Raw genomic sequence first — 13,302 nt, 5'->3', positions numbered from 1 at the left:
CAGAAACGGAGATTGCATGGCTGACATCCTTGGATCAGCGAACGACGGCTTTTGATCTTCCGGGTCCCGGGTCCCGGGACCCCGCCTCTCTCCGGCATAATCCCCCGATGCACACCACGACCTTCCGCACCGCTACCGTCGAGGACATCGACGCCCTCGTTGCCCTGGTGACCTCGGCCTACCGCGGCGATACCAGCCGGGTGGGCTGGACCACCGAAGCCGACTTCCTGGACGGCGCGCGCATCGATCCAGAGGTGCTGCGGCAGGATCTGCTGCGCGACCGCAGCCTAGTGCTGCTGGTCGAGCAGGATGGCCAGTTGCGCGCCTGCGCGCATATCGCCGACGACCATGGCGCCGGCTATTTCGGCATGTTCGCGGTCGATCCGACCGCCCAGGGCAGCGGCTTGGGCAAGCTGCTGCTGGCCGAAGCCGAGCGGATCGTGCACGGCGTGTGGGGCCTGCCGGTGATGCGCATGACCGTCATCGACATCCGCCACGAGCTGGTCGCCTTCTACGAGCGCCGCGGCTATCGCCGCACTGGCATCCTCAAGCCCTTCCCGTACGGCGATGCACGCTTTGGCATTCCGCTGCGCGATGACCTGCGCTTCGAGGTGCTGGAAAAGCCCTTGTGGGGCGAGCCGGCATGAGCGAGACCTGGACCTTCGTCTGTTCTGGCTCCGCCTTGCTGCCCGGCGAGCTGCAGACCGTATGGGACGCGGTGACCGACGCGCCGATCGTCGTGTTCAACCTCGATGGCGAGGTGTTCGCACTGGAAGACCGCTGTAGCCACGAAGACTATGAACTGTCGCCCGGCAGCTTCGACGCCACCGCCGGCACGATCGAATGCCAGTTGCACGGCGCGCGCTTCGACATCCGCGACGGCCGTGCGCTCTGTGCACCGGCGTATTCGCCGGTCGCCAAGTTCCCAGTGAAGCGGGACGCCGACGGCGGCATCTGGACACGCGACGACCGCTGAGGGTGCACCGCTGCCGCCCTGGGCAATCCGCAGCGGGCCACCCCACGGCCTCGCATCGGGCTCGGCCACGACGGCCGATGTGGTCCTCACATCCGGAGGACAAACAGGCTGCGTGCGTCCGCCCCACTCGCCAGGTTGATGAATCGAGCGGGGCGCAGCGCGTGCGGATGAGCCCCGCAGCGTGCGAGAGGCCGTGCTCTGCGCGGGCGCAAGCCGGATGACTTGCCGCCGTGGCGGGTACGCCCACCCATGCCACCATTGGGCGCCTGCGCAGGCCCACGTCGCCAGCGACGCTGCCCGCTGCACGCATTGCAACCGCCGCTCATGAACCCAATGCCCTCTTCAGATCAAACAGTGTCCACCCTTCGTGGCCGCAGCATGGGCACTGCCTGGAGCGTGAAGCTGGTGGTGCCGCGCACGCGGCACCTGCAGGAACTGCAGGCACGCATCCAGGCGGCGCTGGACCGAGTGGTTGCGCAGATGAGTTCCTGGGATGCCAACTCGGACATCAGCCGTTACAACCGCGCTCCCGCCGGTCATTGGTCCCGACTGCCAGAAGAGCTCCACACCGTGTTGCGCGCTGCGCTGGCCGTCGCCCGCGCCAGCGCAGGGGCTTTCGATCCCACCGTCGGGGCGATGGTCGACCTATGGGGCTTCGGCGCTACCGGTAGGCGTCGCCAGGTTCCGACCGCCACGCAGATCGCCCAGGCACGGCAACGCTGCGGTTGGCAACGGCTGCAATTGCAGGATGGACAGCTGCAACAGCCCGGTGGCCTGGTGCTGGACCTGTCCGCGATCGCCAAGGGCTTCGGCGTGGACTGCGTGCGCCATGCACTGCGACAGGCAGATGTGACCTGCGCCTTGATCGACGTCGGAGGCGAACTGTTCGGTTATGGTCGCAAACCCGATGGAAGTGGCTGGCGCGTCCTGGTGGAATCGACACCCGACGAGGAGGATGGCGCTGCACTGCCGACGCGCGTGCTGACATTGAACGGCGCGGCGATTGCCACCTCCGGCGACCGTTGGCATCACTTCGACGTCGATGGCCAACGCTATGCGCACACCATCGATCCGCGCACGGGTGCGCCGCTGCTGGATGCGCCGGCGGCGGTCACAGTGCTGGCCGAAGATGCAATGCATGCCGATGCCTGGGCGACGGCGATGACCGTGCTCGGCGCCGAGGCCGGACTGGCCTATGCGCGCGATGCCGACCTGGCAGTGCGCTTCCTGCTGCGCCGAAGCGGCACCTTGCACGAGGTCATGAGTCCTGCCTTCGAGCACCGTCTGGCGACTGCGTGATTGGCGCGCCTGCCTGTCTGCGCGTGCACGTCTGTCCACCAAGCCTCGGCTTCGCCACCATCCTGTTGGCCCTGGCCAAGCGTTCGCTAACTGGCGGACGCCTGCACGACGACTCCGGCGCTTGCGTCTCACGCTCTGCGATTGACGGCCCTTGCCGGATCAGCCCGCGGCGAACTGTCACGACTGTCGATGCGCGGCTCCCTGCGTGCACCCGGTCGCCGGACTGGCGACGACACGCCGGGTTGAATCCAGCGCAACCGATGCGCATCGGTCCCGCCAAGGCCGCAGCGGCAGTCAGCGTTCTCTCCCCTCCTGGTAGTGCACGCTCGCATCGCTGCCGCGGTCGAGCTGCGGATCGGTGATCCGAATCGCCAACAGCTCGCCGCCCCCATCGAGCACATAGCGGTGACGGCTGGTCGCACTCAGCCAGGCGGTGTCGCCTGCCGCCAATGGCGGTAGGCCGCTGGCGGCACCGAAGCTGGCCTGGCCGGCCAAGAGGTGGATCGCCCAGGCGGCACCAGGCTCGGCGAAGAACAGCATGGTGCCGACCAGGGGCCGATGCAGCAGCTCGGCATGCAGGACGCCGCGTCGCCACATCAGGTTGAAATCCTGGGTCGGTCCGTCGAGCAAGCTCGCCTGGACGCCTTGCTCGCCGGCAAAGCGTATGCGCTGGTGAGGCGGCAATAGATCGACCACGCGCCCATCGTCGAATGCCAGGCGCATGCCGTTGCCGCGCAGCAGCACCAGCTCTCGTTCGATGCCAGGGAAGGCGGAAAACGCCGCATCCTGCTCGACCTCGGCGATCGACAGCCGCAGCAGCCAGTCCTGCGGATCGCCGACCCGCAAAATCTCGCGTGTCCAGCCCAACTGGTTGCGCCAGCGCTCGCGTCGATACTCGATGGCCGGGATGACTCGGCTGCTCAGGTCGGTCAGTGACATGCAGCCATTGTGCCCGAAGCGCGCGTCCGCTCTCGCCAACGGCGAGCGGGACACACGTCCGGCTGACAGCAAGCAAGCGCAAGCAGCGGCCCGCCTCTCCGTCGTCACATCGGCGATCCCAGGCGCGTCGACGCATAACACGTCGCCGACGGCGCGGATCCAACGAAAAACGCCCGGCTGCACGTCCAAGTGCAACACCGGGCGATTTCACATCCGTGTCGGCTTCCAGCCATCCCCCAGACATCCTGTCCAGTTAGGTTGCGGCCACGCGTCCAGGCGTCGAACCGTATTTCGGATCCTTTCCCCTCAGCGCCGTCCCACCGGTTTCACCGCCGCCGCCCTGGCAGCCTTCTTGGCGGGAGCCATCGTGGCGCCCACTTCGATCAGGTCTCGATTCCGTTCGACCGTCTTGAGTCCGATGCCCTTGACCAGCGCCAGTTCCTCGACGCTTTTGAAGGGACCGTTCGCCTGACGGTGCTCGACGATTGCCTCGGCTTTTGATCGCCCGACGTTCACCAGCACCTTGTCCAATTCCTCAGCAGACGCGGTGTTGATATCGACCTTATCGAGCGCATACGCGTTCGAGGACAACAGCAACGCCAGTAGCAGGGACTTCAGGACTACGGTAAATGACTTCATTGCAACACTCCTTGTGGCTTGGGTGGTTGGTCCTGCCAGCATTCCTGCCGGCCAAGCCAGTGTCCCGCGCCACATGCACATATCCTATCGCCCGGGTTCGGTTCACACAGCCGGTGAACTGCGCGCCACCTTGTAGGAAAAGTCCTACCCGGGACGCGGGGCGTAGAATGGACGTTTAAGACATCCCTTTGGAGCCTTCATGGACAGCGCCAAGATCGACCAATTCGTCAGCGACACCTGGGACCGCGAGATCGTCCCGCAACTGGTCGATTACATCCGCATTCCCAACAAGTCGCCGATGTTCGATACCGATTGGGTCGCGCACGGCTACATGGACCAGGCCGTGCGCCTGATGGAGGACTGGGCACGTGGCCAGACCATCGACGGCATGCAGGTCGAGGTGGTGCGGCTGGACGGCCGCACCCCGCTGATCTTCATCGAGATCCCAGCCACCGGCACCGAGTCGGGCGATGACACCGTGCTGCTGTACGGCCATCTGGACAAGCAGCCGGAGATGACCGGCTGGGACGCCGACCTGGGGCCGTGGACGCCGGTGCTGCGCGGCGACAAGCTCTACGGTCGGGGCGGCGCCGACGATGGCTATGCCCTGTTCGGTTCGCTGGCGGCCATCCTGGCGCTGCGCGCACAAGGCCTACCGCACGCCCGCTGCGTGGTGTTGATCGAGGCCTGCGAGGAATCGGGCAGCTACGATCTGCCGGCCTATGTGGACCATCTGGCCGAGCGGATCGGCAAACCGTCGTTGGTGGTCTGCCTGGATTCGGGCTGCGGCAACTACGAGCAGCTGTGGTGCACCACTTCGCTGCGCGGCCTGACCGGCGGCAACCTGACCGTGAAGGTCCTCGAGGAAGGCGTGCATTCGGGCGACGCTTCGGGCGTGGTGCCGTCGAGCTTTCGGCTGCTGCGTCAGTTGCTGTCGCGGATCGAGGACGAAACCAGCGGACGCATCCTGCTGGATGGCCTGCATGTGGAGATCCCGGCCGAGCGGTTGGCGCAGGCGCGCAGCGCAGCGGCCACGCTGGACACGGCCATTTTCGACAAATTCCCGTTGGTCGAGGGCCTGGTACCGATGCACGAGGACCTGACCGAGCTGGTGCTGAATCGCACCTGGCGGCCGGCGCTGTCGGTGACCGGCGCCGACGGCCTGCCGCCTCTGGCCTCGGCCGGCAACGTGCTGCGTCCGCAGACGGCGGTGAAGCTGTCGCTGCGGCTGCCGCCGACTGCCGACGGCAAGGCCTGCGGGGAGCTGCTCAAGCAGGCGCTGTTGCGCGATGCGCCCAACGGCGCCCAGGTCAGCCTGGAACTGGAGAAAGCGTCATCGGGCTGGAATGCGCCGGGCATGGCGCCGTGGCTGGAAAAAGCCATCGACGACGCCAGCCGTAACTTCTTCGGCAAGCCGGCGATGTACATGGGCGAAGGCGGCTCGATCCCGTTCATGGGCATGCTGGGCGAGAAGTTCCCCGGGGCCCAGTTCATGATCACCGGCGTGCTCGGTCCGCATTCCAACGCGCACGGCCCCAATGAGTTCCTGCATATCCCGATGGGCAAGCGGGTCACTGCCTGCGTGGCGCAGGTCATCACCGAGCACCACGCGGCCTGTCTGCGCGGCGAGACCAGTGGCTCGCCGGTGGCCGCCGACAGCGGCACGCGCCATGGTGGGCACGGCTGCTGCTGAGGCGCCGCGGTCGGCACCCGCCGCAGCGGGTGCCGATGCTGCGCTCCTCGCTCGGCTTATGGTCAGGACCGCAGGCCGACAGTGCCGCACTGTGGCACTTCGCTACGGCATGCACTGACGCACCTGCAGGCGCGAACCGCAGTGGAGTTTGCGCCGACGCTGCCGCTCGGCAGCCCTGCGCTGAATCGCGCTCACCATCAGCGCCATGCCGACGCTGGATCGCGGCATGGCAATGCTAGTCTGCCGGTCCCTCGACCTTGCGGCATGCCCCATGCACACGCTCTTTGGCAGCGACAGCTGGCTCTATATCGCCCTCGTCGGCTTCGTGGTCGGACTGCTGGCCCGCTTCATCATGCCGGGGCGGCAGCGACTGGGGTGCCTGCTGACCATCGTGCTCGGCATCGCCGGCGCGATGGTCGCCCACTGGTTCGGCCATTACATGGGTTGGTACCGCCCAGGCCAACCGGCTGGCTTTCTAGGCGCGCTGCTCGGCGCTGTCGCCATTCTCGCCCTGCTGCGCTTGTTCAGCGGCCCCGATCGCTGACCGCCATGCACTTCCCTGCATCCCCTGCCCGGCCTTGCCTGTCCACATGACCCAAGACGCATCCTCCATCCGCGAGCTCCAACGCCTGTCCTGGGCGCGTCAGGCGCTCGACGATCCGCAGGCCGGCCTGCAACGCGCCTCGGTCGATGCCGGCTTCCGCAGCTACTGGCGCAGCCATGGCCAGGGGCCGTCGCGGATCGTCATGGATGCGCCACCGGCGCTGGAAAACGTGGCGCCCTGGCTGCGCATGCACGCGTTGCTGGACGACCACGGCGTGCGCGTGCCGCAGGTGCTGGCACAGGATCTGGACGCCGGCTTTTTGGTGTTGGAAGACCTGGGCGGTCCGACGTTGGCCCAGGTGCTGGACGATGACAACGCCGACGCGCTGCTGGATGCAGCGGTCGGGCAATTGCTGCTGCTGCAGCGCATTCCGCCGCCAGCTGACAGCGGGGTCTTCGGCGAGGCCCTACTGCAACGTGACGCCGGCCTGTTCGAGGAGTGGTTCCTGGGCCGCCATCTGGGTGTGCAACTGGACTGCGCGCGCTCCGAACAGCTGCAATTGGTGCAGCGCCGCCTGATGGACAACGCGTTGGCGCAGCCGCAGGTGTTGACCCACCGCGACTTCATGCCGCGCAACCTGATGCCGGTGGCGGATGGACCAGCGGTGCTGGACTTCCAGGACTGCGTGATCGGGCCGGTCGCCTACGATCCGGTCAGCCTGTTCAAGGACACCTCGGTGAGCTGGCCGCTGGCGCGCGTGGACGGCTGGCTGGCGCGCTATCACGCCCGCGCCCAGGCAGCCGGTATCACGGTGCCGCCGCTGCCGCAGTTCCTGCGCGACGCCGACTGGATGGGCGTACAGCGCCACTTGAAGAACCTCGGCATCTTCTCGCGGTTGAGCTACCGCGACGGCAAGCATTGGTATCTGGATAACGTGCCGCGCTTCATCGCCTATCTGGACGAGGTCCTGCCGCGGCATCCACCGCTGGCCGGGTTGATCGACTTGCTCGACGCGGTGGTCAAGCCAGCGCTGGCCGCGCGCCAGGGCTCCGCATGAAGGCGCTGATCTTTGCCGCCGGCCTGGGCGAGCGTATGCGGCCACTGACGACTCATACGCCCAAGCCCTTGTTGGTGGTCGGCGATGCCCCGCTGATCGTCTGGCATCTGCGCAAACTGGCCGCGCTCGGCGTGCAGGACGTGGTCATCAACACCTCCTGGCTGGCCGAGCAGTTTCCCCAGGTTCTGGGAGATGGCAGCGCCTTCGGCCTGCGGCTGCACTATTCCTACGAAGGCAGCACGCCGCTGGAGACCGGCGGCGGGATGTTGCATGCACTGCCGTTACTGGGAGCGGCGCCGTTCCTGCTGGTCAACGGCGATGTCTGGACCGATTTCGATTTCGCCCGCCTGGCGCCCGAGCCGGCAGGACTGGCGCAGCTGGTCATGGTCGAGCCGCCCGACTACGCCCGCCATGCGGATTTCGCGCTGCTGCCCGATGGCAGCCTGCAAGCCGGGCCGGCGCCCACCCACACCTACGCCGGCATCGGCGTCTATCGCCCGGCGCTGCTGGACGACTGGCGCGACTGGGTCGAACCGCAAGCGACCGCCACCGACACACCGCGGTTTCCACTGGCCCCGATCCTGCGCGCGCAGATGGCCGCCGGCCGCATCCATGGTGTGCACCACCGCGGACGCTGGACCGACGTCGGCACGCCGCAGCGTTTGGCGGAGTTGCGGGAGGCAGTGGAGGCTGATGGAGCAGAGCCGGGACCCGGGACCCGGGACCCGGGACCCGCGAAAGGCTGATCTCGCGATCGGAATGCATCCGCCCTCGCACGCGCGGCCAGCGCATCCACTCGCCATCCACCACAAACCGGCGCTTAGCTTTTCCCGAGTCCCGAGAAAGGCTGATCTCGCGACCCGAATGCATCCGACCTCGCGGGCGCGGCCGGCACATCCACTCGCCATCCCACCACAAACCGGCGCTTAGCTTTTCCCGGGTCCCGGGTCCCGGGTCCCGAGTCCCGGCCCTGCGTCCCGGGTCCCGGGTCCCGGCTCTGCACCCCGAGTCCCGAGTCCCTGCTCCGCCAGCACTCGCCGCAAGAACGGCACCGTCACCCGACGTTGCGCGGCCAGCGACGCGCGATCCAGTCGATCCAGCAGCGCGACCAGACCGGCCAGATCGCGTTCGCTACGGCTCAGCAGCCAATCGATCGCCGCCGCGTCCAGCGCCAGGCCGCGCCGCTGGGCGCGGTCTCGCAACACCTCGGCACGTGCAGCATCGTCGAGCACCGGTAAGCCGAGACGGATGCATTGCGACAGGCGCGAACGCAGGTCGGGCAGGACCAGCGCCAGGCCATCGGGCATCTGCTGGGCGGTGTAGAGCAGGCTGATGCCAGCGGCACGGGCACGATTATGGAAATCGAACAGCGCCACCTCGTCCTCGCGCCGCCCGGCGATGGCTTCCACCCCATCCAGCGCGACCAGGCTCCGTCCCTCCAGTGCCTCCAGCGCATCGCCAAGTCGACCGGCCGCGGCCTGCAGCGGCAGGAAGGCCGCGCTGCGCCCGGCCTGTTCGGCCGCTGCGCAGACCGATAACGCCAGATGGGTCTTGCCGGTTCCGGCCGGCCCGGCCAGGTAGAGCCAGTCGCCAAATGCGCCGACCGCCAGCGCGCGCAGCTGCGCAATCACGCCTTCCGGCGCACCGATGTAGCTGTCCAGGCGCTGGTCGGAAGGCGTACGCAGGGCCAGCGGCAATTGCGGCACACTCACGGGCGATCGGCGTCCCGGTTGGGGTCGATGATCACGCCGCGCTCGGGGCCGGCCTGCAGCACGATGCCGGCCCGCTGGCCTGCATACAGCTCGCTCTGCGTGTAACGCTCATGCGCATAGCGCAACAGCACGTTGGCCACCGCGGCCACCGGCAATGCCAGCAACATGCCGAGGAAGCCGAACAGCTGGCCGCCAGCCATCACGGCGAAGATCACCGCCACCGGATGCAGGCCGATCTTGTCGCCGACGATGCGCGGGGTCAGCACGTAGCTCTCCAGCAACTGCCCCACGGTGAACACCACGCCCACCCCGATCAACAGCTGCAGGTCCAGGCCCTGCGCCTGCACGATCGCCGCCAGCACCGCCAGCACGATGCCGGTAGTGGCGCCCAGGTAGGGAATGAAGCTGATCAAGCCGGCGATGATGCCGATCAGCAGGCCCAGATTGAGCCCGATGATGGACATGCCGGTGGCATAGATGGCGCCCAGCGCCAGCATCACCAGGAACTGGCCGCGGATGAAGCCGCCGAGCACGTCGTTGGATTCCAGCGCCAGCCGGCTGACCGTGCCGATATAGGCACGCGGGATCACCGCGGCGACACGCTCGACCAATCGGTCCCAGTCGCGCAGGAAATAGAACGCCAGGATCGGCAGCAGCGCCAGGTTGATGACCCAGGTCACCATCGCAAACCCCGAGCGCGAGACATAGCCGAAGAACGTACGCGCCACCCCGCCGGCCTGCTCCCAGTGACTGCGGATCCATTCGATCAGGCGCTCCGGATCCAGCCACCCCATCAACTCGATGCCGGTCTTGCGTTCCAGCCAGGGAATCGCAGTACCGATCACCCAGTCGCGCATCTGCGGCAGCGCCTCGATCAGCACGCGGATCTGCCGCTCGATCATCGGCACCAGGATCATCAACGCCAGTACCACCAGCAACACCATCAGCACGAACACCAGGGTGACCGCCACGTTGCGCGAACGACCGGCACGTTCGATGCGGTCCACCAGCGGGTCGCCCAGCCACGCCAGCAACAACGCCAGCACGAACGGGGTGAGGATCGGCGCCAGCAGCGAGATCACCCACAGCACCCCCACGATCACCGCCGCCCACTTGAGGCGACGCAGGAACAGGGCGATTTCGGCTTCGGGCGTCAAGGTCATTTCAGGCGGTACTCGGCATGCTCGTTTTCAAGAATGACCGGCCCTTCGGTCGGCACACTGACCGGCACCAGGGGACTGTTGTCGCCCAGCATCCGGTTGAGCCCGGAGACGCCGGTGAGCAGTTCCAGGTCCAGCTCCAGGCGATCGCCATTGGCGCTGACCGGACGGATGCTGCGCACCACCGAGACACCCTGTAGCGCGGCCGAGACGCGCAGGTAGTCGTCGGCACTGCCGATGCCGGTGATCACCACCCGATAGATGCCGGGCACGCCGGTGTCCACCCGTTTGGCATAGCGCTTGACCAAGGCGTCGGCAGCGCCGTCGGCACCGCCAGCCATCGCCCGGCGGGCATCGCCGTCGCTGGTGCTCCAACTGGCCAGCTCGGTACCGTTGTCGACGAACACCCAGTCGGCAGTCCAGCCGCTTCCGCTCCGATAGAGCTTGCCGATCAACTGCATCGGCGGACTGTAGCGCGCGGAAGCGCGTGCCACCGCTGCGGTGTCCTTGCGCCAGATCGCACCGGCCAGCGCCTGTTCGGAGGCAGCGCCACCGGGCAGGCCGAGCCGGTAGCCGCGCTCGAGGGCGCGATCCAGCACGCTGCGCGCCGCATTGGCCTGTGCCACCCCGACCAGGCGGGGGCCACTGCCGTCATCGATCGCCAGCCACAGCACCGGCTTGGGACGCGGCTGCGGCCATACCGGCAAGCCCAGCGCAGCGATCAGGCCATCCACGTCGGCCTGGCGGAAGCGCGCCACCAGCATGGTGCGGAAGGTCGGCGCGCCGCTGCGCGAGGTGCCCTGGTCCTGGCGGTAGTCGTAGCCGTCCACGTAGTTGGGCGCATTGCGCAAGGCCTGCGAGACGCCCGGGCGGCTCATCACCCCACGATCGCCGGACACCTTACCCAGCACGGCGGCGAGCGCACGCGCCAGCGCGCCAGGCCGATCGGCCTCGCTCTGGCTGTTGACCGGCACTTCGGCATCGTAGGCCCCTTGCGCCTTGGCGACGTCGCCTTCGGTGCGCAGGTCCGCCTGGGCGAACACCGGCAGCGCCGGGAGGGCAACCGCCAGGGCGAGAAAGAAAGCGAGACTGCGGCGCATCGACGGTTCCATTGCTAGGCGTATCCGGGTGAATTGTTGCCCGAATGGGACGCCAGCGCCAACGTGGCTGCTAAAATCGCTGTCTTTACCGCCGAGCGCCCCCGCCCGTGACCAGCCCAACGCCTTCTTCTCCCACGCCCCTGACCTACCGCGACGCGGGCGTCGACATCGATGCCGGCAATGCCCTGGTCGAACGGATCAAGCCGCTGGTCAAACGCAGTTTCCGACCCGAAGTGATGGGCGGCCTGGGCGGTTTCGGTGCCTTGTTCGACCTCTCCGGCAAGTACCGCGAGCCGGTGCTGGTGTCCGGCACCGATGGCGTCGGCACCAAGCTCAAGCTCGCCCAGCAGCTGGGACGGCACGACACCATCGGCATCGACCTGGTGGCCATGTGCGTCAACGACGTGTTGGTGCAGGGCGCCGAACCGCTGTTCTTCCTGGACTATTTCGCCACCGGCAAGCTGGACGTGGACACCGCCGCGGCCGTGGTGGGCGGCATCGCGCGTGGCTGCGAGCTGTCCGGTTGCGCGCTGATCGGCGGCGAAACGGCAGAAATGCCCGACATGTATCCGCCGGGCGAGTACGACCTGGCCGGCTTCACCGTTGGCGCGGTGGAAAAGGCGCAATTGCTCGATGGCGCCCAGGTGCGCGCTGGCGATGTGCTGATCGGCATCGCCTCGTCCGGCCCGCATTCCAATGGTTACTCGTTGATCCGCCGCATCTACGAGCGCGCCGGCGCGCCGGCCGAGCATGTCCTGGAAGACGGCACCACGCTGATCGACGCGCTCATGGCGCCGACCGCGCTGTATGTCAAACCGGTGCTGGCACTGCTGGCCGCGCACGGGCCGGCGATCCATGCCATGGCCCACATCACCGGTGGCGGGCTGACCGAGAACATCATCCGCGTCGTCCCCGCTGGATTGGGCCTGGACATCGACGCCACGTCCTGGCCGCTGCCGCCGGTGTTCGCCTGGCTGCAACGCGAAGGCGCCGTGGCCGATGCCGAACTGTGGCGCACCTTCAATTGCGGCATCGGCTTCGTGCTGATCGCCGCGCCCGAGCAGGCCGCCGCGCTGGAACAGGCGCTGGACGCGCAGTCGCTGGCGCACTGGCGCATCGGGCAAGTGGTCCCCGCGCAGGGCGACGAACGCGTGCGGATCGGCTGACCCACTGACACACTGACGAGGAGCCCGGCATGGATGCACCGCACCCCGCCCACGTGGCCGCGGCCAGCAGCGAGGATCTGCAGCAGCTCAAGCTGCTGTCGATCTTCCATTACGTGCTGGCCGGGATCACCGGGCTGTTTTCGCTGTTCCCGCTGATCCATCTGGTCATGGGGCTGGCGATCGTCACCGGCAAGCTGCCGATGCAGACCGCCGGGCACGACCCGGCGCAGATGGACCCACGGCTGATCGGCTGGTTCTTCGTGGTGTTCGCGGCAGGGGTCATCCTCTGCGGTATGAGCCTGGCCGGCTTCATGGCCTATGCCGGTCGCTGTATCGCGCAGCGCCGGCGCCACTTGCTGTGCCTGATCGTGGCCGGCGTGTCCTGCTCGTTCATGCCGTTCGGTACCGTGTTGGGCGTGTTCACACTGGTGGTCCTGCTACGGCCGCAGGTGCGGGCGCTGTTCGCCACCTCCACCACCGCTGCCTGAGTCGCGATGGCCGAGACGCCCACGCGGCCCGATCGCCCACGTCTGCGCCTGGCCGTGCTGGCCTCCGGTCGCGGCAGCAATTTGCAGGCGATCCTGGATGCGATCGCCGCTGGAACGCTGGCCGCCGAGGTGGTCGGTGTATTTTCCGATCGTCCGCAGGCACCGGCGCTGGAGAAAGTCGAGCCGGCGCGTCGCTGGAGCGCCAGCCCAAAGGGTTTCGCCGACCGCGACGCCTTCGATGCCGCGCTCGGCGACGCCATTGCCGCCACATATCCCGACTGGGTGGTCTGCGCCGGTTACATGCGCATCCTCGGCGAGCCGCTGGTGCGGCGATTCGCCGGGCGCATGCTCAACATCCACCCCTCGCTGCTCCCCAAGTACCGCGGCCTGCACACCCACGCGCGCGCGCTGGACGCCGGCGATACCGAACATGGCGCCAGCGTGCACCTGGTCGTGCCCGAGCTCGATGCCGGCCCAGTGATCGCGCAGGCCCATGTGCCCATCCTGGCTGGCGATGATGCCGCTCGGC

The 13,302-nt window shown here is 67.7% G+C and carries 15 protein-coding genes; 10 read left to right on the top strand and 5 right to left on the bottom strand.

Annotated elements, in window-relative coordinates; all coding sequences use genetic code 11:
* Positions 1 to 107: 107 nt before the first annotated feature.
* The 3 genes from CKY51_RS01680 (at position 108) to CKY51_RS01670 (ending at position 2,275) form a co-directional block, all read left to right on the top strand.
* On the top strand, positions 108 to 647 hold the full coding sequence (locus CKY51_RS01680) for a GNAT family N-acetyltransferase (protein ID WP_022974163.1): 540 nt from the start codon (positions 108 to 110) through the stop codon (positions 645 to 647).
* Positions 644 to 976, top strand: a complete 333-nt coding sequence (locus CKY51_RS01675; protein ID WP_022974164.1) for a non-heme iron oxygenase ferredoxin subunit — start codon at positions 644 to 646, stop codon at positions 974 to 976. The genes CKY51_RS01680 and CKY51_RS01675 overlap by 4 nt, the downstream gene beginning before the upstream one ends.
* 324 nt (positions 977 to 1,300) lie before the next feature.
* A complete protein-coding gene (locus CKY51_RS01670) occupies positions 1,301 to 2,275 on the top strand; it encodes an FAD:protein FMN transferase (protein WP_031340731.1) in 975 nt (324 codons plus the stop codon).
* A gap of 294 nt (positions 2,276 to 2,569) precedes the next feature.
* On the opposite strand, the gene CKY51_RS01665 is transcribed toward CKY51_RS01670, so the two are convergent.
* Together CKY51_RS01665 and CKY51_RS01660 are read right to left on the bottom strand one after the other, a co-directional pair.
* Positions 2,570 to 3,214, bottom strand: coding sequence for a HutD/Ves family protein (locus CKY51_RS01665; protein ID WP_022974166.1), 645 nt, complete (start codon positions 3,212 to 3,214; stop codon positions 2,570 to 2,572).
* A gap of 306 nt (positions 3,215 to 3,520) precedes the next feature.
* Positions 3,521 to 3,895 carry a ComEA family DNA-binding protein gene (locus tag CKY51_RS01660; RefSeq protein WP_342354106.1) on the bottom strand — a complete coding sequence of 125 codons (375 nt, stop codon included), beginning with the start codon at positions 3,893 to 3,895 and terminating at the stop codon, positions 3,521 to 3,523.
* 157 nt (positions 3,896 to 4,052) lie between these two features.
* On the opposite strand from CKY51_RS01660, the gene CKY51_RS01655 reads away from it, so the two are divergent.
* The 4 genes from CKY51_RS01655 (at position 4,053) to murU (ending at position 7,893) form a co-directional block, all read left to right on the top strand.
* The gene (locus CKY51_RS01655; protein WP_152248784.1) at positions 4,053 to 5,546 is read left to right on the top strand and encodes a M20 family metallopeptidase; all 1,494 of its coding nucleotides are present in this window, start codon (positions 4,053 to 4,055) and stop codon (positions 5,544 to 5,546) included.
* A 271-nt stretch (positions 5,547 to 5,817) separates the two neighbouring features.
* Positions 5,818 to 6,090, top strand: a complete 273-nt coding sequence (locus CKY51_RS01650; protein WP_022974170.1) for a GlsB/YeaQ/YmgE family stress response membrane protein — start codon at positions 5,818 to 5,820, stop codon at positions 6,088 to 6,090.
* Positions 6,091 to 6,136: 46 nt separating this feature from the next.
* A complete protein-coding gene (locus tag CKY51_RS01645; RefSeq protein ID WP_022974171.1) occupies positions 6,137 to 7,147 on the top strand; it encodes an aminoglycoside phosphotransferase family protein in 1,011 nt (336 codons plus the stop codon).
* Complete coding sequence (murU, locus tag CKY51_RS01640; protein WP_022974172.1) at positions 7,144 to 7,893, top strand: N-acetylmuramate alpha-1-phosphate uridylyltransferase MurU; 750 nt, start codon at positions 7,144 to 7,146, stop codon at positions 7,891 to 7,893. Before CKY51_RS01645 ends, murU begins: the two co-directional genes overlap by 4 nt.
* A 180-nt stretch (positions 7,894 to 8,073) precedes the next feature.
* On the opposite strand, the gene hda is transcribed toward murU, so the two are convergent.
* The 3 genes from hda to CKY51_RS01625 are packed head-to-tail and all read right to left on the bottom strand — an operon-like array spanning position 8,074 to position 11,131.
* Positions 8,074 to 8,859 (bottom strand): DnaA regulatory inactivator Hda, encoded by a 786-nt coding sequence (hda, locus tag CKY51_RS01635; protein WP_022974173.1) that lies wholly within the window; start codon positions 8,857 to 8,859, stop codon positions 8,074 to 8,076.
* Positions 8,856 to 10,022: an AI-2E family transporter gene (locus CKY51_RS01630; protein WP_022974174.1), complete on the bottom strand. Its 1,167-nt coding sequence runs from the start codon at positions 10,020 to 10,022 to the stop codon at positions 8,856 to 8,858. Before CKY51_RS01630 ends, hda begins: the two co-directional genes overlap by 4 nt.
* Positions 10,019 to 11,131, bottom strand: coding sequence for a DUF2066 domain-containing protein (locus tag CKY51_RS01625; protein ID WP_152248783.1), 1,113 nt, complete (start codon positions 11,129 to 11,131; stop codon positions 10,019 to 10,021). The genes CKY51_RS01630 and CKY51_RS01625 overlap by 4 nt, the downstream gene beginning before the upstream one ends.
* A gap of 128 nt (positions 11,132 to 11,259) precedes the next feature.
* Here CKY51_RS01625 and purM point away from each other — a divergent pair, with 128 nt between their 5' ends.
* The 3 genes from purM to purN all read left to right on the top strand — a co-directional run.
* The gene (gene purM, locus CKY51_RS01620) at positions 11,260 to 12,285 is read left to right on the top strand and encodes a phosphoribosylformylglycinamidine cyclo-ligase (protein WP_031340742.1); all 1,026 of its coding nucleotides are present in this window, start codon (positions 11,260 to 11,262) and stop codon (positions 12,283 to 12,285) included.
* Positions 12,286 to 12,314: 29 nt separating this feature from the next.
* A complete protein-coding gene (locus CKY51_RS01615) occupies positions 12,315 to 12,773 on the top strand; it encodes a hypothetical protein (RefSeq protein ID WP_022974177.1) in 459 nt (152 codons plus the stop codon).
* 6 nt (positions 12,774 to 12,779) lie between these two features.
* The coding region (purN, locus tag CKY51_RS01610) for a phosphoribosylglycinamide formyltransferase (protein ID WP_152248782.1) at positions 12,780 to 13,302 on the top strand (523 nt) is incomplete at its 3' end.

It is taken from the genome of Xanthomonas maliensis (genome assembly GCF_009192945.1).
Taxonomy (GTDB): Bacteria; Pseudomonadota; Gammaproteobacteria; order Xanthomonadales; family Xanthomonadaceae; genus Xanthomonas; species Xanthomonas maliensis.
This window is presented reverse-complemented; position numbering and strand designations above follow the sequence as displayed.